Origin of the sequence: Marinifilum sp., assembly GCF_965230805.1 — a bacterium.
In the GTDB taxonomy this organism is placed as follows: domain Bacteria; phylum Bacteroidota; class Bacteroidia; order Bacteroidales; family Marinifilaceae; genus Marinifilum.
In genome coordinates this window covers 4,082,955-4,106,955 of the sequence record NZ_OZ246019.1, presented here as the reverse complement: position 1 = coordinate 4,106,955, position 24,001 = coordinate 4,082,955, and the positions used below count along the sequence as shown (strand labels likewise).

Genomic DNA, 24,001 nt, shown 5'->3' with positions numbered 1-24,001 from the left:
ATAAATAGAGGTTCAACAAATGAACCTCTACATCATTATGTTTTTAAATTTTAATAGAAGCTTTACCGTGTGAAAATTACATCTTTTATCAATAAATTCAACAATTAAGATACGATTTGAAAACGTTCTTGCACGAAAACAAAACAAGCATCATCAATAACATTGCAAACCACATAATAAGCCTGCAACTTCACCTTCTCCTCACCTTTCACATTAGCAGGATTTGGCACATCAAAAATCTTAATTTCCGGCTTTCCCTTAAATTCTGGTAATTTTTTAGAAAAGTCTTTATCGAAACAAAGCACATAATCAAAACAGTCTATTTTTAAATCACTTAATCTTTTCGATCTATATTCCGGAATATCCATTACTGCTTCGGCCATAGCTTTCTGAGCCAAAACACTAATGGTTCCTTTACTTACTCCGGCACTATACACTTCCAAGTGCTTTCTGCCATAATAGCTCAACCATTTTTCAGCCATTTGGGAACGGGCTTCATTTTTTTCGCTTATTATAAGAACTTTCTTCACTTCTCTATATTTTTATTCCAACACAAAATTAAAAAATACCATTAGCTTAATTGTTATTATGAAACATTTACACTAAACTTTCCCGGCCAAATCCTCCACATGTTTAAATACACGCATAAAATTACCGCCCCAAATTTTATAAATGTCTTCTTTAGAGTAAGCTCGCCTCAACAATTCAATAGTGATATTCATCATCTGACTAACATCTGCACAGTCTTTTAAACCTCCACCTCCGTCAAAATCCGTTCCAATGCCAACATGATCAATTCCAACTATTTTTACAATGTGGTCAATATGATCTACCGCATCAGCAACAGTTGGCTTCTCTTTTGGATAATCAATTTGCAACTGTTTCCACTCTGCCCAAATTTTCCGTTCCTCTTCCTTGGTTATTTTGCCTGCCTGCCTTTCGATAACGCTCACGCAGTTCCATTTCTTTTTTATAATGTTCGCTATTTTTATTAGGAGCTTTTACATAGTCGTCAAGTATACACATTTGAATCACACCACCATTTTTTGCCAATGCCTTAAGCATTTCATCACTCAAATTTCTTGGGTTATCGCAAATCGCTCTTGCGCAGGAGTGCGATGCAATAACAGGAGTAGCAGATAGATTTAGAACATCATAAAAAGCACTGTCTGATATGTGTGAAACATCAATAATAATTCCCAATCTGTTCATTTCTTTAACTACTTCCTCTCCAAATTCGCTTAATCCATTATACTCTGATCCTTGTCTATCAGTAGATGAATCACATATATCATTATTTGAAGTATGACATAAAGTGATGTATCGTACACCTTTGTTGTAATACCTTTGAACCTCAGATATTTCTTTACCAATTGGAAAACCATTCTCCAAGCCAATGTATATCGCTCGTTTTCCTTCTTTCTCCAATCGATATCCATCAGATACGTTATGCGCAACTTCTGCCATATCTTTATATTTTTTAAAAGCTGAATAAATTGAATCAATCAATTCGTCAGCCTTTTCCCTGGCAATTAGAGTATTTTCTTCCGTTCTTTCACGTTGCGGTGTATAAGCTGCAAAGAAAATTGCATCCAATCCTCCTTCTTTCATTCTAGGAAAGTCAACACAACTGCTACCGGGTTCGAATTTATGGTATTCGCTAATATTATAATCATTATCCAACAAATGATATGGGGTATCTACGTGAGTATCTATAGTAAAGGCACTGCTGTGTATTTCGACAGCCATTTCTTCGATATTTTTACAGGAAGATAAGTTTAATACAAGCAGCAAAAGCAAACTTAGCCTGATGGTTTTTCTTAGTTTTATCAACATGCTTCGTAATTGTTTATGAGTTTAACACCCTAAGATAATAGACTTAATTTGGAATACAATCTCATTTTGCGGTTAAATATCAAGTTTAATTTATACCAGTTTTCAATTTAAAAACTTCGCACAACTGGTTCACTAACTTTACAATTGATTTAATGGTTCTGCCTGTCGATAACATTTTACAAGTGAAAATATTCAAAATTATCTTTCAAGCAATAAATAAAAAATTTAAATACGCCTATTTAATTGCAATACATGTGTATAGATTTTATTGAACTCTAATTTTACTCAGTTTAATTTATATACAAAGTTTCCTAATTCTTTCTATCATTTGTATATTGGTGTTTCTGATCTAATCGGAATCAAAATCTTGTTAAACCAAAACATCTCATGCTACACACTATTTATAAATCAGTTATCTTATTCGTATTACTGATTCCTTTTGATAGTATCGCTCAAAACACACTTAAAATTACAGGCAGAGTAGTTGATATAAACAACAATCCCATTAATGGAGCTCATATTAGAATAATTGAAACCAAACTTGCAACCAGCACGAATTCGAAAGGCCAATTTTCTTTGTCAGTTTCATCTAAAAAGAATTTAAACATCCTGATTACTCACGTTTCGTATCAGGATTCTTTAATACCCATTCATTTAAATGATTCAAATCCAAAGAAATTAAACATTACTCTTTTCTTAAAGGATCAGGAAATGGATGAAATCAAGGTAAAGCACAATTTCAGAGAAAAAAGCATAACTATTGATGCAAAACACTTCGATCAATTTCCTGTTAGCGGAAGTGGTGTTGTTGAGCAAGTTATAAAAACATTACCAGGTGTAAGTTCAAACAATGAATTGAGTTCTCAATATTCGGTGCGTGGCGGAAACTTCGACGAAAATTTGGTTTATATCAACGAAATTGAAATTTACAGACCCAACTTAATTCGCTCGGGGCAACAGGAAGGTTTAAGCATTATAAATCCTGATTTGGTATCATCAGTTCAATTTTCTTCCGGTGCTTATGATGCCAAATACGGAGACAAGCTCTCCTCTGTTTTAGACGTTAGGTATAAAACTCCTACGAAATTTGAAGCTTCGGCAGAACTAAGTTTAATGGGAGCATCAACCCATTTTGCCAATGCCTCAAAAAATGGAAAACTATCATACATGACCGGAATACGTTATAAAACCAATCGTTACCTATTAAATTCTCTGGATACAAAGGGAGAATATGAACCTAAGTACACTGATGTTCAGGCCATGCTTAACTACAAGTTTAATTCTTCAATTAGTCTGCATGTCTGGACAAATTTTAGCAGAAACGACTATAATTTTATACCCAAAAACAGGAGCACCTCATTTGGAACCATCAATGATGCATTGAATCTTGACATTTATTTTGATGGGAACGAAAAAGATGAGTTCAATTCGAACTTACAGGCAATTACATTCAAATATCATCCTAATTCAAACTCTTTTATCCGGCTTATAGGAAGCAGGTACGAAAGTATAGAAGAAGAAAATTACGATATTATAGGACAATACTACCTGAGCGATTTATTTGTATCACAAGGAGGATCGCAATCGGAAAGCATAGAAAATCTGGGTATCGGAACTTTTATCGATCATGCTAGAAATAAGCTTAATCAGGAAGTTTACAGTGTAGATTTTAAAGGAGATCATTCTTTAAATAACTTGTTTCTGCAATGGGGAATTGGTATAAAATCAGAAGATATTAAGGATAAAATTAACGAATGGCAATATCAGGATTCTGCCGGTTATTCAATTCCTATTTCAGATAGTGAAGTATTACTTGCTTACAATCGCAATGCAAATAATATTCTAAACCTTAGACATTACAGATCTTTCATTCAGGGAACTCAAATTCTTGAAACCAATAAAGGTGAAATTCAGATTACAGCAGGTCTTCGTTATCATTACTGGGATTACAATAAAAAAGGATATTTTTCACCAAGAGCATCAATTCATTACCTGCCTGATTGGAAGAATCAGGTGAAGTTCCGCTTATCAGCAGGTCTTTACCAACAAATCCCATCATATCGCGAAATGATAATGATTAACGGCAATATCAGTACCAAGATAAATGTACAAAAAGCCATACATTACGTTTTAGCTCAGGAATATTACTTTAAAGCTTGGGATCGCCCATTCAAATTTACCAGTGAATTATACTATAAACACCTCCTGTCAGTAACACCATATGATATCGAGAATGTTCGCATTCGTTATTATGGAAATCAAGAAGCTAAAGCTTACGCAGCAGGTTTGGATTTAAGAATTAATGGTGAATTTGTTGCTGGAACCGAATCATGGGCCAGCCTCTCTTTTCTAAAAACAGAAGAAGATATCAGGGGTGATAACAGATCATTTGTTCCTCGCCCAAGCGATCAAAGATTTAAATTCTCCATGTTTTTTCAGGACTATGTGCCAAACAACCCATCATACAAAATGCATCTGGCACTAACCTATGCCGGCAAGTTGCCTGTTTGGACTCCTAAACAGGGAAAAAGTAGTAGTTTTAGAATGCCAAATTATCGTAGAATTGATTTAGGTTTTTCCAAAGTTTTAGTTGATGAGAAAACTCGAAAAAAAGGCTTGGTTCGTCATTTCAAATCAATGTGGATTGGTCTGGAGGTTTTCAATGTCCTGGATATCAACAATACAGTTTCATACTTATGGATAAAAGATATCTCGGGCAATCAATATGCTATTCCTAATTACCTAACAGGACGAAAACTGAATTTAAAATTGAGTGCTAAATTCTAATCATTCTCTTTAATTCATGTTAGTTTTTAGCTATTTTGGCAAGAGTTTTAAGTTAAAAAAATATGTCGCTACAATTTTTGCATCCAAATTACCTTTGGTTTTTATTTATATTACTGATACCTATCATCATACACCTTTTCAATTTTAAGCGTTATAAAAAAATATATTTCAGTAACCTTCGTTTTCTTCAAAATCTAAATATCGAGAATAAAAAAAAATCTAGACTTAAAAACCTATTGATACTACTAATTCGAATACTTGCATTAGCATGTATCGTTATTGCTTTTGCCCAACCTTTTAAAACAACCTCCAATAAAAACTTATCGCATAGAAATGATAACGAATTAATAAATATTTACATTGATAATTCGTTTAGCATGAATGGTGAAACCGAGAAAGGAAATGCGCTAGAAGTAGCGAAAAACAATGGCTTCGAACTTGTTAAGTCTTTACCGGATTATTCTAAAATAAGAATATACAGTAATGATATTAATCATTATTCAAATACGCTTAATAAGAATCAGGCCATAGCACGAATTCAAGAAATCGCACCTTCTCCTGCTTCAATCAAGCTTTCTGAAGTAATAAAAAACATAAAAATTGATTTGTCCACATCAAAAGCGCAAGCATACGTTCTTTCTGATTTTCAAAAGTCTCAAGCAGATTTTATAAATATTAAATCGGATAGCTTGTTAAACATTGTTTTTGTGAAGCTAAGTATTCAACCATCAAACAACCTGGTGCTTGATTCTTGTTGGTTCGAAAATCCAATTTTCAATACTGATTCACCAAAAGAATTATTTGTAAAACTCACCAATCACTCTAACAAAGACCTAAAAAGTAAACCTATACATTTAACCGTTAATGATAGTATCAAAACAGTTAAATCAATCGATATTGATAAAAATTCATCTCAAATAACAAGTCTGCGCTATACAGATAACAACACACAGCATGTACATGCAGAAGTTAATATTGAAGATTACCCTATCAGCTTTGATAACCATTTGTATTATTCGTATAGAAACCGTAACAACTACCAAATTCTTTCAGTCAATCAGAATTCTGAAAACAAGTACATTAATAATCTATTTGCATCGGATGGTAATTTTGAAATTAGGAACATTGGCAAATCAGAATTACATAAAGAATCATTATACCAATACCAGTTGGTTGTTTTAAATGAAATCGAAAATATCGAAAGTGGCTTTAATCAAAAGCTTAAAAACTACCTCAGAAATGGAGGTAATGTTCTTTTTATCCCCGGTGATAATGTTCTTTCTGCCAATTCTTTTTTAACAGATATTAATGCCCCTGGATTTAATGAAATGGACACTACAAAACAACGAATTTCAAAAGTTGAGCTCAACTCGAATATTTACAATGAGGTTTTCTTAGATTTAAAAGATAACGTGCGTTTACCAGATATATTTAAGTATTACAAGCTATCTGATACTAACAATGCAACACAGGAAAACCTTTGGGAAACTGCGGGAGGGGAAAATCTATTTTCAAAAAGCAAGTTTGGCAATGGCTATTGTTATGTACTGAGTTTTAACTTACATCCAAACTGGACAAACCTTACCACCCACCCTTTATTGGTTCCAAGTATAATTAATTTGTGCAGAACAAGTTCCGCAAAAAACAAAATTTATTATATCATTGGAGAAAATGAATCTATCACCATAGAAACACTACCTGAAGATAATAATGATGAGCAATTTCATATCAAAAACACTCAAATTGATGTTGATATTATAGCCCAAAGAACAGCAGGAGCTGATCAATCGGCACAGTTACAAACACGAGGTCAAATAAAGTATGCAGAGAATTACAACATTTCTTTAAATCATACTATTATTCAAAAATGTTCCTATAACTTTTCAAGAAGAGAATCGCAACTTGAACATCACAAACTTTCAGAAATTGAAAGTAAAATCAAGGCTTTGAATCAAGATTATTCTGTAATTTCTTCTGAAAAAATGAAACTATCTGAGCTTAATCACGAAAAAAGGAATGGAAGGCAGTTTTGGAGAATATTTATTTTGTTGGCTTTTATATTCTTTTTGATTGAAGGACTATTAAAATCTAAATTAACATACACTAGAAAATAACCAATACAAAATTAAAACTGTAAACAAACACATTACAATCATCACACTTATCATATACCCAAACAAACAAAATGTTCACACTCAAATCTGATACCGAAATTAAGCAATTAAAGAAGATACACAGCATTGCAGGCATTGGATATTGGATATATAATTACACCACCAGAAAATTTTGGTGGTCTGAAATAACACAAAAAACACTGGGCTATGAGCCATTTAGTGTAACTCCAACAAGAGATTTGCTTATCAAGCATATTCACCCTGAGGATCTTGTCTTTTTTGAAGAATCGCTTAAGCAGATGCAATTGCAACCTATGGAAATTGAGTTTAGATTCTATCGAAATGGTGAAATGAGACTTGGTAAAATAACCGGAGAAGTGTATCAAGAAAATGATACTGTAGAAGAAGTTCTTTTTCAGGATATTACCGACATAAAAATCAAAGAATTTGAAATTGCCAAAGCTTGGAACAAAGCTTTGGAAGCAGAAAATCTAAAGAATGCTTTTCTAGCCAATATGAGTCATGAGTTAAGAACACCTCTTAATTCTATTATTGGATTTTCAGAATTATTAGAAACAGGAAGTATTACGAACAACATTCCTCGTTTTGCCAGCTCAATAAAAGACTCCGGTCTTCAACTTTTAAAAATAATTGAAGATCTTCTTAAAGTATCCATGCTTGAAAGCCGAACTGCTAAACCGGTAAAAAGAAATTTTAATCTTCCAAACATGATGTTGGAGGTTAAATCTCTTACTACTCGATTGTTAAAAAACAAAAACAAAGAGCATTTGCAACTTCATTTTAAGACAACAGGAAAACACTCGGTAATAAAATCAGACCAGAATAAGATTGTTGGCATATTAAATAATTTACTGCACAATGCTGTTAAATACACAGAAAATGGCAGTATTTCTTGCTCTTATAAAATTAACAATCAAACAATAGAGTTTTCTGTTAGCGATACAGGAAAAGGAATTCCCAAAGAGTGTCAGTCAAATGTTTTCCAAAGATTTAGACAAGCGGATGACAATAGCATGCATAACTTTGGTGGCACAGGACTTGGTTTATATATATCCAGATTAGAAATTGAGCTACTGGGAGGAAAAATCTGGTTGGTGTCCTCTGAAAAGATAGGAACAACTGTGAAATTTAGCATTCCAAATGTAATAGATCACGAATTAATCAGTGATATTCATCCTAACCCTGAAATCTTTAATTGGGAAAACTATACCGTTCTGATTGCCGAGGATCAATTTACAAATTATAAGATATTGGAAGCATATTTGCAACCAACCAACATAAATATTATTTGGGCAAAAACTGGACGTGAAGCTATTAGCGAAAGCTTGCAAAATCCTGAAATCAATTTGATCTTAATGGACATTAACATGCCACATACCAATGGCTTAGAAGCAACTAAATTAATTAAAAAAACCCGCCCCAACCTAACAGTAATCGCTCAAACTGCTTATGCATTGGAAGGAGATAGAGAAAAATCCTTAGAGGCAGGATGTTCTGAGCATTTATCAAAGCCATTTAATAAAACCGACCTTCTTATCACCATGTCGAAGTATCTGCCATAAATATGCAAGTTCTAAGTTAAATTCATTGACTTGATTGCGTTTATAGAAGTTTAGCTGTAATCATAAACCAGTGAAAGATTAGCAATCGCCTTTATGATAACACTAAGCCATGTTCCATTTTTATATTTCACATGTATTTTTTTTCTTAAAGACATGGAAAATCAAAAAAATAGTTATAAAATTGGCGTACTGAATTTTCAGAATTTAATCCTATTTTTAAAATCTTATAAAAGTTCTTGTTATGACAAATACAGCAACTATGACCGCTCAGGACTATATGGATAAGGAGTCTAAGTTTGGAGCACACAACTATCATCCACTTCCTGTAGTTTTAGAGCGCGGAGAAGGTGTTTATGTTTGGGATACTGACGGAAAGCAATATTTCGATTTCCTTTCAGCTTATTCTGCTGTTAATCAAGGGCACTGTCACCCAAAAATCATTAACTCTTTAGTAGAGCAAGCACAAAAACTAACTTTAACCTCACGTGCTTTTTACAGCAATAACCTAGGTAAATACGAAGAATTTGTAACAAATTACTTTGGATATGATAAGGTATTACCCATGAACACAGGTGCTGAAGCAGATGAGACAGCACTTAAGCTAGTTCGTCGTTGGGGGTACGATGTGAAAGGCATTGCTGAAAATAAAGCAAAAATTATCGTTTGTGATGGCAACTTCCACGGTCGCACCATTACCATCATTTCTATGTCAACCGATCCCGATTCGTACAAAGGATTTGGACCATACACTCCTGGTTTTGTTGTAATTCCTTACAACGATACAGAAGCTTTAGAGAAAGAATTGAAAGATCCAAATGTATGTGCATTCTTGGTTGAGCCAATTCAGGGTGAGGCTGGTGTATATGTGCCTGAGGATGGTTTCTTAAAGAAAGCTTACGATATGTGTAAAGCTAACAATGTGCTATTTGTTGCAGACGAAGTACAAACTGGTATTGCAAGAACTGGTAAATTATTAGCTGTTGATCACGAAGGTGTTCGTCCGGACGTATTGATTCTTGGTAAAGCAATTTCTGGTGGTGTTATGCCAGTATCTGCTGTTTTAGCTGATGATGATGTAATGCTTTGCATTAAGCCAGGTGAGCACGGTTCAACTTTTGGTGGTAACCCACTTGCTTGTGAAGTTGCAATGGCAGCTCTTAATGTAATTAAAGATGAAAACCTTGCTGAAAATGCTGAGGCAATGGGTAAGATATTCCGTGAAGAATTGAAAGCAGTTAAATCGGAAATGATTGAATTGGTTCGTGGTAAAGGTCTTTTAAACGCAGTTGTAATTAAGCCTAAAGGCGGCAAAACTGCCTGGGATGTTTGTATGCGTTTACGTGACAACGGATTATTGGCCAAGCCTACTCACGGACACATTATTCGTTTTGCTCCTCCATTAACAATTAACGAAACTCAATTGCGTGAGGCAATTGAAATTATTAAGAAAACAATGGCTGAGTTCGAATAAATAAAATAAAAAAAGGTGAACCTGAATCGGATTCACCTTTTTTATCTACTCTTGCAGAATTATTTTGTAATTACAAGTTTCGTTCTGATTACTTTGTCGGGATACTGAATGCTCAGGAAATAAATTCCTCCAGGGAGATTTCTCAAATCGAACTTTAATCTTTCAGCCTTAAAACTATGCTGAACTTCTTCCGAAAGAACAATTCTTCCTGATGAATTAAAAATTCGCAATAATCCATCATCATTTGATGCAAAAAGCTCAACAAAGAACTCGCCTCTATTCGGATTAGGATAAACCACAATGCCTTTCTCAGCTACCAAGTCTTCTATACCAGTAGTAATGAATACTTGCTGAGAAATCTGACTATCAGGACAAGCTTCGTTTGAAGCAGTTAACGTTACCAAATAACCAGTACCATTACTATTATCCAATACAAATGAGTGAGAAGGATCGAATTCACTGCTTAATATTCCATCACCAAAATCCCAAAGAATAGACGTTGCATTTACACTTAAATTGGTAAAATAAACTTGGTTGTAGTCTATTTCGAAGGTAAAATCAGCTGTTGGCGGATCCAATGGACTTACACTAACCGCATTGGAATATTGATCTGAAAATCCACTCTTGGATACTTTAGCACGATATCGCTCATTCTTAACGATTCCCTGGGTAACCAGCAGTTCAGCATTTTCCTCGGCCAAATCCTCGTAAGCACCATTCAGTTCGTTGTAGATCTGCCACTGAATGGTACCATCAAATCCGCTTAATGTGATGTTGGATTTAGAACCATAACAAACCAGTTCCGGATTGGCAAATGCCTGACCAGCTCTATTGGCAATTGGTTGGGGTATGGTAAATGTACTCGACATTTTTGAAATAATACCAGGACCTTCAAATTCAAGTCTTGCACCTTGAATCTCAATATCACTTGTTGCCGAAAGGTCGGTAAATTTAACAAGTCCATCAGCAGCTGTTTGAGTAAGTTTTCCTCCCAAGATCCAATCTTGCGAATCAGCCTTGCGCACTGTTACAATGGTTTCGCTATCGGTATCACAAATATTTCGATACTGATCTTGCAAGTTAAGTTCTGGCTGTCTTATCAATAGCTCACCATTATTCGCAGGCGCCGATGGTTCATTTTTAATTACCAAATATTTCGATTTTCCGTGATGAATGGGCTGCTCGAATCGAGTTGTATCGTATAGTCCGGCATATACGTATATTGAATCAACTCCATATTTCTGAAGTACCGATGTTACAGAAGGATCAAAAGTAATTTGCCCTGGAACAGATATATCGTACTTGCCTTCCAAACTTCTGATACCATAACGAATGTCGAATATCTTTGTTCTCCAACTTGTATTCTCATCAAATGTTACGGAAAACATTTCATCCACATTGGCATTGTCTGCTGCAGTAATAATTGGTGCCAGAGGCCTTACAATATCAAAACTATCTGAAACTACACTTGGAAGTCCATCAGAAGTAAATCGTAATCTTGCACCAATCACTTCATCTTCGCTGGTGGCACTTAAGTTTGTATAATGCACCGAGCCTTCCATTGCTGTAATTGCTTTAATTCCTGCAAGTTTCCACAAGCCTGAATTATCATTCTCCGGATCTACATATTGATCTACCAATACTTGCGTAACATTGTCAGTAACACATTCATTTTGATACTGATCACGCAATTGGATTTTTGGTTGCTGAAACAAAGTATCCCCATTGTTTAGTGGTCCAATTGGCTGATCAACCAATAGCATTTCCGTTGTTGTACCATGCCCAATTTGTTGTTCGATTTTAGCATCAGCATAACCATTTGCCACAACAACAATAGTATCAGTTCTGGCAATATATAAGATAGAATCTTTCTCAGGATAAAATGTTATCGATCCCACTTCAATTAAATAAGAGGTATCAACCAATGTTTCACCTGCAAAACTAATCGAAGAAATAGAATCTCGCCAACTGGCATTATCACTTGTCTGAATCATAAATTTATTATCAACCGTTGCATTTTCGTCTGCTATCAACTCTATGATTGGAACCGGAATCGTAAACAAATTGGAAACCACTGAATCTTCTGCAAACGAGAACTTTAAATAAGCTGAATCAATAGCAATTTCGCTGGTTGCGATCAAATCTGTAAACAGGATCTTACCGTCCGCAGATTGAAGCTCAAACGTTCCACCAAGTTCCCATGCCTTGTTGTCGTACTTTTCAGCGCTTACTTGTGTAGTATTGTCGGTGGTACAATCATTCAAGTATTGATCAGCTAGTTTCAGTTCTGGTTGTCGGGCAAACACTTCCCCATTCACATCCGGACCAGAAGGTTGAGATAGCACTATAATGCTGTCGGCTAAACCATGCTGAATGTCTTGCTGCACAGTATCATGTGCAAACCCTCTGGATTGAACAATTATTTGGAAGCTTCCAGTTTTTTGAAGAAATTCTGAAGCCGAAGGAATTAATTCCAATTGACCAGGTTGAGTGAAATTATAACTTTCTGCTGCCAAAATACTATCATTCACAGTTACCACATTAATACGATTTCGCCATAGAGAGTCTTCGGTAAATGTGATAATGAATGGATTATCGACAGTAGCTCCAACCGAAGCAATTAATAAAGGTGGAGTTGCAACATCCGGAATGTCAAATGGTTCAGCTGCAACAGTATCCAAACCTTCTGTGCTAAATTGAATTACAGCATTACTTATCGGACCTGTTGAGAACGCCGACAAATCGTCGTAATAAAGCATGCCATTTTCTGCTGATTTTTCAACTGTACCATCCAGCTCCCAATCTCCATCATCATTTCTTGAGGCCAAAATAATTCTCTCACTATCTGAATTGCACAAGTTCGAATATTGATCATAAATTTCTATTATTGGCTGCTGCTCCAGCAGATCTCCATTTGTTGAAGGTGCTAAGGGCTGTTGAGTAATTTGCAAACTTGCAGCAACTCCATGTTTAATTGTTTGCTCCACAGCTGCATCATTATATCCCAAAGCTTTTATTGCAATATTAAAAGTTCCGGCTTTCTGTAATAAGACTTCCTTGGATACATGGAATATGATATTGTTATTATTAATTGTGTAAGCCGAATTCGGAAGCGTATCACCTTCGTAAGTAATCATTGTAATTTCAGATCTCCAATTGTTATTAAAATCAAAATATCCGAGTTCAAAATCCGAATCTACAGTAGCATCAAACTGTGCTGTAAGATTAGGCGGGTTCATTAAGGCAGGAATATCAAACGGATCAGAGTCAACCGAATTAATTCCCTCACCCGAGAAGCGTAGATAAGCACCCGTAATAAGATTCTGACTCGATGCCCTTAACTCACGATAATTAATAACACCATTACTTACCGATTGCAAAGTATCACCCCTCAATGTCCATTCGTTTGGATCACCTTTCCGCACCAACACTTCATAATCATTCTCTGTATTACAACTGTTGTTGTATTGATCTAATAATGATATTTTAGGTTGTAAATCTAACTCTCCACCATTTATCAGTGGAGCTGTAGGTTGAGTTTCAATAATCAGAGAATCCGGTGCTCCATGATTAATTTGCTGCTCAACCGAAGCATTCTCGAATCCTCTGGCAAAAACAAGTAATTCTTTTACTGAAGCTTGCTGCAATGCAGTATCCATTGAAGGGTCAAATATGATTTTACCAGCCTGACTTTTGTCATAGGCTGATGCACCTAAGATGGCACCCCCATAAGAAATGGAATCAATCTTTACTTGCCACGCTGTATATTCATCAAATGTAAGCTCAAACAACGAATCAACTGTTGCGGTTGAGGAAGCAATTAATGCTGGTGCAAAAAGAGGAGCTGGAATCATGAACGAAGAAGATTCCTTGTTTGTCAGTCCTGTGCCGGAAAATGTAATTGTTGCATCGCTTCGCATTTCAGTACTCCCGGCGGTAAGATCTGTATAAGATGCAACACCGTTTGTTACCATAAGTGAAACTGTTCCCTCAAGCTTCCAACTTCCTCCACTTGCAATTGCTGCTATTGTTGTAGAGTTCTCGTTTGTACAATCGTTTTGATATTGATCCTGTAATTTTACTTCAGGTTGAGTTCTTAATAAATCGCCATTGTTATCCGGACCAAGAGGTTGAGTAGTGATTAGAATATCCGTTGCCACACCATGGCCAATTTCTTGCCGTACCGAGTCCAATAAATGGGAAGTTGATGTAATGTAAATGTACTCATTTGCTACTATTTGTAAATGTGCGGACTCCGCAGGCTTAAACCTTATCCTACCAGCAATCGAAGTATCATAAGAATTTGCAGGCAATGTATTTGTTCCGTATCGTATCTCAGTGATATTCAATCTCCAATCAGCATTGTCGGTAAAACTAATTTCAAAATCATTATCTACCGTAACACCTGTAGCTGCAGTTAAAGCCGGTCCGGAACTCAAATCAGGAATATTAAAAGTATTTGAATTTACTGTACTTAAATCCGTAGCAGAGAAACTAATAAAAGCCCCTGTTATAGCCCCAGCACTTGAAGCAGTTAAATCAGTATAACTAACCGATCCATTGGCCACGATTTTACTTACTGTTCCACCCAATGTCCAATCATTGATGTCTCCTTTAGTTGCAGTAATTTCAATTGAATTTTCACTGGTACAATCATTACCATACTGATCCCGAAGTGTAACACCTGGCTGAGTAGCCAAGTCTGCCCCATTTCTTGCAGGAGCTGAAGGCTGCAAAGCAACTACAATCTCTGTGGCTGCTCCATGTTTTATTTCCTGAGAAACACTGGCAGTTTCATATCCTTGAACAAAAATCTCAACATTTCGAGCCCCTGCGACCTGCAAATCAGTATCCTGTGATGGATCAAAAATAATCTTCTCACTTTGTGTCTTGTCATAAGCCGATTCAGAAATCAGGCTTCCTCCATAATGTATCGAATCGATTGACAGTTGCCATGTTGGATTTGCCACAAATGTTATCTCAAATGTAGCATCAACCGTTGCAGTTGAAGATGCAAGTATACCTGGTGAAGGTTTAAGAGCCGGAATGGTAAACACATCAGATACAATATCATCCAAAGAAAATGATGAAAATGTTATGCTTGCATCGCTTACTTCGGCATTGCTACTTGCAGTTAAATCGGTAAATGTAAATTCACCCGCCGATGCCGTTTGGTTAGCAGTACCTCCAATGGTCCAGGATACATCCGAAGAGACAGCGCTTATATTTGTTGTTCCATCCGAAGTACAGACATTCGCATACTGATCGTGTACCTGAACAACGGGTTGCGTTGCTAAATTTCCTCCATTTGAATCAGGACCTACTGGCTGAGTAGAAATAAATAATGCACTTGCTGCTCCGTGTCCGATTTCCTGATCGACAGCAGCATTGGCATAAGCATTTGCCACAATCTCCATTGTATTAGTTCCGCTAACCTGTAGGAATTCAGACTGTGAAGGATCGAAAGTTATTCGTCCCGAAACTGTTAAATCATAAGATGCCGGAGGCAGTAAATCACCTCCATATGTGATGCTAGATATGGCACTTCTCCATGTTGCATCCTCGTTAAAAGAAATAAAGAAATCATTATCAACCGTAGCCACCGAAGCCGAAGTTAATGTTGGCGATGTGTTAACGGGAATATCAAAAGGATCTGAATCTTTTAAAGCGAAACTTCCTGATGAAAAGCTAAGATATGCATTACTTACTTCTTGATCGCTTGTTGCCGATAAATCGGAATAGGTAAATACTCCATTGGCAAGAGTCTGGTTTGGAGTTCCTCCCAATGACCAATCACCACTATCACCTTTTGCAACTGAAATGATAGTAGCATTATCGGAGGTACAATTATTTCCATATTGATCCTTACTACCAACCTGAGGTTGAGTTTCCAATAAACCACCATTTTGTGTTGGTGCATTTGGTTGAGTAGCAATATATATAGATGTTGGTGCACCATGACCAATTTCCTGAGTCAGTACCTTATCACTAAATCCTGAAGCAGAAATCACAAAATCTGCATTTGCTGCCGTTTGTAAAGCTGTTGATTGCGCTGGATCAAAGCTAATCTGATCGGCTATACTTGTATCAAAAGCATCCACATCAACCGCGTTGCCATTGTATGTAATTGACGCTATCTTATCTTGCCATGAATTAGAATCTGTAAAGCTAATGGTAAAGCTATTGTCAACAGTAGCATTAATAGCCGCAGTTAAATCAGGAGGTGAATTCAGCTCTAAATCAAATGTTATTGAATTAACTCCTGTCACTCCCGCAGCACTAAACGCGATGAATGCACCACTTACTGCATTTGTGCTAGAGGCGGTTAAATCTGTAAAAGCAATCTCACCCAATGATGCTGTAAGACTTAAAGATCCTTGCAAATCCCATGTAGTAGGATCATTTTCAGTTGCTGTAACTAACAATGAACTATTCGATGTACAAACATTGTTGTATTGATCCTGTATTTGAAGGATTGGCTGAGTTTGCAATGCCTCACCATTGCTAATTGGAGCTACAGGCTGTCTACTCACCACCAATTTTGTCTCGACTCCATGCCTCAGTGTCTGTGAAACGCTTGCATTGCTATATCCATTCACAGAAATTACGAGATCTCCTGTTTTGGCAATTTGTAAGACGGTATCATCAGCTGGGTCAAAAGTAATTTTGTTAATCGTTGAATTCACTGTATAGGCATTAGCTGATACAATATTTCCATCAAAACTTATAGAACCAATATTTGATTCCCAATCCACATCGTCATCAAAAGAAATTTCAAATACTGCATCAACAGTAGCACCCAAAGCTGCCGTTAAATTCGGAGGTGTATTTAGACTTATAGCAAATGAATTGGATTCAAGGGTAAAACTTCCTCCAACCAAATCAAATGTAATTGTAGCTGCTGTTACCTCAACATTGCTACTTGCAGTTAATCTTGTAAAGTTAACAACCCCGTTTACTGCTGTTTGAGGCAAGCTGCCTTCTAAAGTCCAACTTCCATTCCCGCTTGCTGATGCATCCACTTGCGTTGAATCATCAGTATCACAATTGTTTCCATACTGATCTTTTAATTGAACTACAGGAAGTGTTGCCAATTCTGCTCCATTTGATAAAGGAGCAGTTGGTTGTACTGTGATGGTAAACTGTGTAGCTGCTCCATGGCCAATCGTTTGTGAGAGAGTCGCATTATCATATCCACTTGCCACGATTATAAAGTTTGCATTTCCTGCTGTCTGTAAAGCAGAATTACCTGCTGACGGAATAAAAGTGATTATATCACTCGTCGTATCAATTGTATAGTCTGTATTTAATACAAGCGAAACACCATTATAGGAAATTGAAGAAATGCTGGTCTCCCATGTTGCATCATCTGCATAGGAAATATCAAAGTTAGAGTCAACGGTTGCATTTAAAGAAGCCGTTAAAACAGGAGGTGTTGTTTGAGCGAATAGTATAATCGTTGAATATACCCATAGGCATAGCAAGAGTAAACATTTTTTCATAGCTAAGGACTTTTGATAACAAACATTGCTTTTGAACCAAAACGCATACCAAACACCCTACACTCCTAAATCACTGAACATTACAACCTAAGAGCAATTCACATGAAACCTCTACGATATTGGAGAATAAAAGACTAATCTATCCTATATCTTAGATGTAATCTAATTCTTTTAATTAATTTCGACATGTCCTTTTTTGGAAGACTTATCCGATAGTGGATAAAAAAGCTGACTCTTCGGGTCAGCTTTAAAAATTTATAATCCAAAAGACTTTTCCAACAAGTCTTCTGTATCTTTTTCCTCTAATTGGCTTTCTTCCTGCTTAAAAACCTGATGTCTGATTTTGAAATCTCTTGAATAGTTAATTAAGTGAGTACCCCTATTTTCAAACCCTCCAAATGCCGAAATTCTTTTAAAATTATAATTGGATTGTAACAACTCAACATCCAGTTCATTCATATTTTCCATTAAATCGGTTCCAAACCTGCTTGCCGCCAAGGAAAAGAACCTGCAAATGTCATAAGCTCTGAAACTAAAATCGCTGGGTTCACACAGAAATCTATCTCTAAACTTTAGAACGAAATCATTAATCTTATCTTCTTTATAATCAATAAAATACGGACTAAACAATGAAAAGTTTAAATTGTAATAATAGTCAGCCTCCAAACTGGTATATCTTTGCCATTTCGAAAATCCAACTAAACGTATTGCAAATCTCTTACTCAATACATTTAAGTTGGTAATGATATTCTCTACCAATGGTTGATCATTTGAAGGCAAAACCACAATATTTTCGCATGAATCACACATGGTAGCTTCTAAGCCAAATCGACCATATTCATCAAAGGAAATCTTCTTATAAGATACTTCATCGGTTTGCCAATACAATCCTTTTTCGAATAGTTGATACTCAATATCCTTAATCAATTTTGCTTCATGTAAATGCTTATACCTTTCGGGATGCACTACAACAATATTCTTGTACTGAAAATCCCTACTTACATAGCTTGAAATTTGACGACAAATTGAATTTAATGAGGTATTTAATTGTATTACAAAAGGATTTGAATTGATTTGAGAATTTTTTGCAGACAATGGAGAAATAACCGGTATCCTTTTCATTCGTGCAAATTCGGCCGCAACAGCAAATGTTCTTGGATATACGGGGCCAATCCAATAATCGAAATCTGTAAATTGAATTTGCGATAATATTCTTCTTAATTTCTCAGGATTGCGTTCTGTATCAAAAACTCGTAAATCCACAGATAAACCTTCTTTTCGAAGAGAATCAACAGCCAATAAAACGCCCTGATAAAAACGTATAAACTCCCTTGACTTTCTGAAAATTGTTCTTGGCTCTTTTTCCATAACAATCTCAAAGGTATCCTTATAGCTAACAATCTGATTTATGGTATCATTGGTTTTCAGGTAAAGAGGTAAAAACAAACCAACACTAATTTTTGATTTTGTAATGATTTCCTCTTTATCCACTTTCTGAATGGTATCCATTACAATCAACTCTTCGGAAATAGTATCTTTAAGGTCTTCTTTCACAATAAAATATTCCGGTGAAACCAGATATCGTGGAATTCTTACCCAATCTCCTGGTTTTAAAACCCTATTTTTCAGCTTTGGATTCAATTTCCGTAGCTTCTTTTGCTTCATCCTAAACTCTCTTGCAATTGAGTATTGAGTGTCCCCTGGCTTAATAATATAATAGTAGTACTTTTTATCATTCTGTGGAACATTTGACACCTTAAGCTTTTCTTGCTGTTTAATTTTAGGGATTCTCAACATGGAATTCAACGGCAAAGATTGCCTGCATCCAGGATTTTCTTTTTCAATTGAATTGATGCTTATACCATACTTCTTTGCAAGAGAAAATAGGGTATCATTCTTTTGTACAAAATGATAAACATATTTATCATCCTCTTTCTTAAATATTAAAGGCGCCAAGGCCTGCTTCTCTTCATTAACAGGAATTCGCAATACTTCATTAATATTTACCGTAGCTTCAGTTTTTCCATTAGATTTCATAATATCCACTAATGAAACCCCATAAGCTTTAGAAATCGAAAACAAAGTTTGTTTTTCCTTAACGATATGAAGCATATATGTGTTTCCACCAACAACTACCTTATTCTTAGATAATTCGATTGTAGTTGTTTGTGTATATACAAGATTTACAGTCCCAAAGAAGAAACCAATCAGGAGGATGGTGCGAAGAAAACAATTCATTAAATATTTGTTTTTCAAACGTTTATAGTTCATTCAAATTGCAAACAAAAATACTAAAGTAAGCCTTGAAAACAAAATATAAACAAGAATTGAGTCACATAAAAAATCGAAGAAGTTTCGCACCGTTCCGATTTTTGAATTCAATACCTTGAACACAATGAGATGAATTTACAACCAACACAAATTCATCATACTAAAATTAAAATTATAGATTCTGTAGAGCCTCTTCTTTTAGCATTGCGAGAAAAGCAATTCTGCACACTTCATTATCAACTGTATTTGCCATTTGCAAATAAAACTTAAAATTGTCCTTCTTCATGGCTAAAATGAGTACCTCCTGTTACGAGATCTGACTTTGTAAGATCCACGTATTATAAAGTTTATCCCATTATATGATAGATATCCAAGTTTTCTTTAATAAGGTCTCTTTGACGTTGGCTAACTTCGTAACCTTCGCGTGAACCTTCGTTATTGGTGTTTCCTTCTATGGTATGAATGATATTAGCTTCCACTTTCACGACAAAGCCAGTATGAGTCCAATCCTTACTGTTGGTTCGGCTGCATCTTAAAAAGATATCACCAGGCTTAATTTGTTTTTCGGCTTCTAAAATGTCATTATTTCGAAGGAATTTCTTTTTTTTAAGTGCATACTCACCAATCTTATCACAAGACAGAGTATAGGGTACATAATTGATAAAACTATCTCCTAATGTAGTGTAAGCCTGATCAAGAATAGTCATCACAAATCCCATGCACCACGGATAATTCGTGCCTTCCATTCCGTTGGTGTAGGCTCTTACCCACGATCCTTTGTTCGGCATAATTTCTCTTGCCTTAAGTTTGGTATGAGCTAGACAATAAGCAATAATCAAGTCTGCCAATTCAGACTCATTAACAAAGGAAAAAGCCTCTTTCATAGGATTTGTTAATGCTCGCCAAGTTAAGTTTCCAATGATACCATCCGGTTTAAGCCCTTTGTATTCCTGAAAAGCTTTTACTGCTCGTAAAGTTACGGGTCCAAAATCTGAATCGATAGCAATAGGCGTTTTAAAATCTTTATCGGTTAAACTCCATAATTTAATCCATTCCTGTACTCTTTTAACATCAGATCCTTTATCTCCTTTTCGTATGTAGTGCGATTGAATATTTAATTCTTGCAAATAATGTGTTTTTATCATCATGACTGGAAATCTTATTGAAGTAATTCATTAACAGAATGAGTAAACTTTTTTATAGGTATGGAATTCACGTAATTAAATGCTTTTTGTTTCTCTGCCTTGTATATCTCATTTGTTTCCTTATCATTGTCTTTCATTTTCATTATAAAATCTTTAGAAAATGCTTTATTCAAGATACTATCTATTTCAGCCGTATTAGCTAACCGAACCTTATTGAATAATGAGTCATTGATACTCCATTCCGGATAAGCAAAGGCATTATCATTAATCCCAGGATACAATTTTAATGAGGAGTTGAAATCATGTATAAAATCCAACTCGGTAGAAACATAAGGATACCAAGCTTTATTCTTCTTGATAAAATTTGTTGTGTATAAAACCTCTCTTCCTTTTTCAATTGAATAAATGGTATCTCTAATTTTTAAGATTTCTGCTCTAAGCAAAGAGTTATAACTCAAAGTATCTCCATTAACAATATAATAAATTGCATTATTTGAGACTCCTCCTTGCAAACAATATTGAGTGAATCTTTATCCAATTCACGAATGTGATTTTGAAATCTAATATGTGCAAGGTCAAACAAATTAAATTTTTTCTTTGTTTTATAAAACTCACATTTCTTAAGTTGTTGTGCTATTATTCTTTTCTGATTATAAATTGATTCTTCGCGAGGGCCTGATTCCGACAAAAATGCACTCTCATACTTATTAAATAATTTTAAAACCTTAAATGCCTCCACTGAGTCAATTAATTTATCCTTAGTAATTTTGGTAAGCAATGCTTTGTGTGGCAATTCTTCAAAAGTCACCTTCAATTCAGGCTCGTTGGTTAGTGTAATAAAAAACTGTTTTAATACTTCTTTTCCATAAACATCTGCTTGCTCCAGTATTCCGGCATGCGAGGCTTGCTGAGCCAATTCTTGCAAGCAATTTTTCTTTATTTCCAGAACCTTGTTGTAATCATGGCTTTTAGGACAATTCACAAATACATAGCCAGGCACTTTTAATTCAGGAATAAACCAAGGGTTAATTATGGTATCAAGTATTTGAGCCCGAAAATCGTAAAATCTGATTTGCTTTTTAGATCTGTCGTAAATCAATTTGCTCTCATCCAAACTACCTAGATCAAAACCGGCTTTTATACAGCCACGCCCAATGAGAATAATTTTCTCTTTATTTTTCTCCTTTCCAGTCTCGGCTATTCTATGCTTTTTATAGAATAATTCAAACCCTTGTTTATCTCCCCCATTGATAAAAGTTTCCAATGCTTTTGCTCTATTATTATTTCCTGCTTTCGAAATTTTATCATTCAATATTCGGACAAAATTCTTTTCAATTTTTGCAAACTTGTCTTTACTAAACTTTTTTTCTATTGATTTCTTCTCCTTAGCAGATAAATTTTGAAGCAAAACATAGGTGAGCAAATACTGATACTCAGCATAATCTTCACTCCAAGTCTGAAGGTGTTCTTTGTAAATTGGTCTTTTCTCCTGATTATGCATGTATGCATCCAAATGATCCATCAAATCAGTCTGAAAATCAGAAATCAAATCTACATAGTAATCACTATCATTAAAAACAGAAGCTTTGCCATCACTTATTACTTCACCATAATATTCTGCCGTAACCAATTCACCAACCGATTTTACACTACTTATTAGGTTAGCAGTGCTTTGCAATTCCGTTTTCATAAAAAGGTGAAAAGGATCAAAATAACTGAATGCAATACATAAAGTAATCACGATAAGTGCATCAAGTATTAATTTCCAATATTTTAGAATCAACCCTATCATTGTACAATATTCAAATCCGGTTCTGCAATTAACTCGCCTTCCTTAAAATCCATGTATATTTCGTTATAGCCCAAATTTCTTAGCAAAGCTTCGAATAGCAAACGAGTTTTGTCTTCGGTAGTTTTGCGTATACCCATATACTTAAGCGATTCGCGAATATCGAGTTCTGCATCACGAAATAGTTTTTCCTTTTCGACCACAGATATTTTATTAAAGGCAAAGTTTTTGGAATAGAGCGACTCCTTAAAACGATCAGCCGGATAGGAGAAAGTAATTATCCTTACATGAGGCAAATGAATCTCTATACTTTCTCCATTAATTCTAACATCATCTGGGCTCAATTCATTCAGATCGATTCCCGCCTTAACAATGGCCTGCGATTCTGCTAAGAATCTGGCTTCATTTAAATTCACCACCCAAAATAGTTTCTTCTTCTTGCTTCCATAAACCAATTTATCGATCGTAAATTGAGTGCTTGTTAAATCGGATGCTTTTTTAATTTTTCCTACCACAAGACTCTTATTGTCTTTTTGGCATGAAACACAAAACAATAAGAAAGCAATCAACAATAATATTTAGTATTGTTTCGTCATAAATTCTTATTCAAAAAATTAGTGACTCATAGGGTCTGTAATATTTATAATCATCGGAATCTTTGAAATATTCCCATCTACATTCACTTCTATTTGCGGAGTTTTAGATTCCTTATTTGAATCTCTTTTACTTTCATCCTCCGCCATTTCAACATCCATATTGTCTTCTGATGGCTTGGGGTTCTCAGGAAGATCTGCTTTCGATTTTGCATGCAGATATTCCAAAGACCTACTCCCAAAATAAAAAGCAATCATCATTAAAAAAGCGGTCTTGAAAAATTCAAATTGATCAAAGAAGAAGCTTTGTTGCTCATCAAACAATTCAGGATCAAATGAGACAATTAGCAATGCAATGGCACCAAACAAAAGACTAAAAGCAATCATACCTCGCACGGTTCCTCCAGGCAATCCAAAAGTTTGTTCTTCATATGGATTATACTTCGGTTCGTCCTCAATATCAAAAATATTATAAGTATCTCCATTTCTGTGGGCAGTCTTGGCATCCTGTATTTTGTCCCATTCTGCTTGACTAATACCAAAATTGTAATAATAAAGTGCCCAAATAAAATAGCTTACAAAAATGCCAAGCCATAATATAATTAAATCAATGGCCACAACTTTATAAATGGAGCAAGCGCTAGTAAGAAAACACCAAGCATTAAATCCGATTAAAATGATGGTAAACGCAATAATATTTGGAATAAATAAAGCAGAATATCTTCTATTCTTTGTTGTCATTTGGGTAAAATTTTAGGGTGAATCGTTTGATTGTTTTATAAATCTCTTTGATGTATGCGATAATTGATCCGGACAAACCGATCAACCATAGCCAAATGTCCTCGAGATATGTTGGGTTGTATATGGCAAAAAGAACTACCAAAGTAATCACTGCAATCAGCAGCAGTAT

The 24,001-nt window shown here is 35.3% G+C and carries 14 protein-coding genes; 4 read left to right on the top strand and 10 right to left on the bottom strand.

Going from position 1 to position 24,001, the window contains the following annotated elements; genetic code table 11:
* Nucleotides 1-104: 104 nt before the first annotated feature.
* The 3 genes from ACO05S_RS15945 to ACO05S_RS15935 form a co-directional block, all read right to left on the bottom strand.
* Nucleotides 105-530 (bottom strand): low molecular weight phosphatase family protein, encoded by a 426-nt coding sequence (locus ACO05S_RS15945; RefSeq protein WP_421919007.1) that lies wholly within the window; start codon nt 528-530, stop codon nt 105-107.
* A gap of 72 nt (nt 531-602) precedes the next feature.
* The gene (locus tag ACO05S_RS15940) at nt 603-878 is read right to left on the bottom strand and encodes a membrane dipeptidase (RefSeq protein ID WP_421919006.1); all 276 of its coding nucleotides are present in this window, start codon (nt 876-878) and stop codon (nt 603-605) included.
* Entirely contained in the window at nt 868-1,836 is a 969-nt protein-coding gene (locus tag ACO05S_RS15935) for a dipeptidase (RefSeq protein ID WP_421919005.1), read from the bottom strand. Before ACO05S_RS15935 ends, ACO05S_RS15940 begins: the two co-directional genes overlap by 11 nt.
* A gap of 387 nt (nt 1,837-2,223) precedes the next feature.
* Between ACO05S_RS15935 and ACO05S_RS15930 the strand changes: the two genes are divergently transcribed.
* From ACO05S_RS15930 to rocD, 4 genes are all read left to right on the top strand, one after another.
* On the top strand, nt 2,224-4,623 hold the full coding sequence (locus ACO05S_RS15930) for a TonB-dependent receptor (RefSeq protein WP_421919004.1): 2,400 nt from the start codon (nt 2,224-2,226) through the stop codon (nt 4,621-4,623).
* A gap of 62 nt (nt 4,624-4,685) precedes the next feature.
* On the top strand, nt 4,686-6,737 hold the full coding sequence (locus ACO05S_RS15925; protein WP_421919003.1) for a BatA domain-containing protein: 2,052 nt from the start codon (nt 4,686-4,688) through the stop codon (nt 6,735-6,737).
* Between the two features lie 71 nt (nt 6,738-6,808).
* Nucleotides 6,809-8,320, top strand: coding sequence for an ATP-binding protein (locus tag ACO05S_RS15920; RefSeq protein ID WP_421919002.1), 1,512 nt, complete (start codon nt 6,809-6,811; stop codon nt 8,318-8,320).
* Nucleotides 8,321-8,561: 241 nt separating this feature from the next.
* Nucleotides 8,562-9,791 carry an ornithine--oxo-acid transaminase gene (gene rocD / locus ACO05S_RS15915; protein WP_421919001.1) on the top strand — a complete coding sequence of 410 codons (1,230 nt, stop codon included), beginning with the start codon at nt 8,562-8,564 and terminating at the stop codon, nt 9,789-9,791.
* Between the two features lie 59 nt (nt 9,792-9,850).
* Here the strand turns inward: rocD and ACO05S_RS15910 are convergent, their stop codons facing one another.
* The 7 genes from ACO05S_RS15910 to ACO05S_RS15880 all read right to left on the bottom strand — a co-directional run bounded on the left by ACO05S_RS15910 (nt 9,851) and on the right by ACO05S_RS15880 (nt 23,832).
* Nucleotides 9,851-17,293: a hemoblobin-interacting domain-containing protein gene (locus tag ACO05S_RS15910; protein ID WP_421919000.1), complete on the bottom strand. Its 7,443-nt coding sequence runs from the start codon at nt 17,291-17,293 to the stop codon at nt 9,851-9,853.
* 255 nt (nt 17,294-17,548) lie between these two features.
* A complete protein-coding gene (locus ACO05S_RS15905) occupies nt 17,549-19,531 on the bottom strand; it encodes a PBP1 and LysM peptidoglycan-binding domain-containing protein (protein ID WP_421918999.1) in 1,983 nt (660 codons plus the stop codon).
* A gap of 380 nt (nt 19,532-19,911) precedes the next feature.
* Nucleotides 19,912-20,712 (bottom strand): peptidoglycan-binding protein, encoded by an 801-nt coding sequence (locus tag ACO05S_RS15900; protein WP_421918998.1) that lies wholly within the window; start codon nt 20,710-20,712, stop codon nt 19,912-19,914.
* Nucleotides 20,713-20,723: 11 nt separating this feature from the next.
* Nucleotides 20,724-21,167: a hypothetical protein gene (locus tag ACO05S_RS15895; protein ID WP_421918997.1), complete on the bottom strand. Its 444-nt coding sequence runs from the start codon at nt 21,165-21,167 to the stop codon at nt 20,724-20,726.
* Nucleotides 21,164-22,399 (bottom strand): hypothetical protein, encoded by a 1,236-nt coding sequence (locus tag ACO05S_RS15890; RefSeq protein WP_421918996.1) that lies wholly within the window; start codon nt 22,397-22,399, stop codon nt 21,164-21,166. Before ACO05S_RS15890 ends, ACO05S_RS15895 begins: the two co-directional genes overlap by 4 nt.
* Before the next feature lie 98 nt (nt 22,400-22,497).
* Nucleotides 22,498-23,013 (bottom strand): DUF4230 domain-containing protein, encoded by a 516-nt coding sequence (locus ACO05S_RS15885; protein WP_421918995.1) that lies wholly within the window; start codon nt 23,011-23,013, stop codon nt 22,498-22,500.
* Nucleotides 23,014-23,112: 99 nt separating this feature from the next.
* Nucleotides 23,113-23,832, bottom strand: a complete 720-nt coding sequence (locus ACO05S_RS15880) for a hypothetical protein (RefSeq protein WP_421918994.1) — start codon at nt 23,830-23,832, stop codon at nt 23,113-23,115.
* Between the last annotated feature and the right edge of the window lie 169 nt (nt 23,833-24,001).

Bases quoted from the DNA above. Each gene is read 5' to 3' on its own strand.
- ACO05S_RS15935 (WP_421919005.1), bottom strand. From the start codon at position 1,836: ATGTTGATAAAACTAAGAAAAACCATCAGGCTAAGTTTGCTTTTGCTG.
- ACO05S_RS15930 (WP_421919004.1), top strand. From the start codon at position 2,224: ATGCTACACACTATTTATAAATCAGTTATCTTATTCGTATTACTGATT.
- ACO05S_RS15925 (WP_421919003.1), top strand. From the start codon at position 4,686: ATGTCGCTACAATTTTTGCATCCAAATTACCTTTGGTTTTTATTTATA.
- ACO05S_RS15920 (WP_421919002.1), top strand. From the start codon at position 6,809: ATGTTCACACTCAAATCTGATACCGAAATTAAGCAATTAAAGAAGATA.
- rocD (WP_421919001.1), top strand. From the start codon at position 8,562: ATGACAAATACAGCAACTATGACCGCTCAGGACTATATGGATAAGGAG.
- ACO05S_RS15910 (WP_421919000.1), bottom strand. From the start codon at position 17,293: ATGAAAAAATGTTTACTCTTGCTATGCCTATGGGTATATTCAACGATT.
- ACO05S_RS15905 (WP_421918999.1), bottom strand. From the start codon at position 19,531: ATGAATTGTTTTCTTCGCACCATCCTCCTGATTGGTTTCTTCTTTGGG.
- ACO05S_RS15900 (WP_421918998.1), bottom strand. From the start codon at position 20,712: ATGATGATAAAAACACATTATTTGCAAGAATTAAATATTCAATCGCAC.
- ACO05S_RS15890 (WP_421918996.1), bottom strand. From the start codon at position 22,399: ATGAAAACGGAATTGCAAAGCACTGCTAACCTAATAAGTAGTGTAAAA.
- ACO05S_RS15880 (WP_421918994.1), bottom strand. From the start codon at position 23,832: ATGACAACAAAGAATAGAAGATATTCTGCTTTATTTATTCCAAATATT.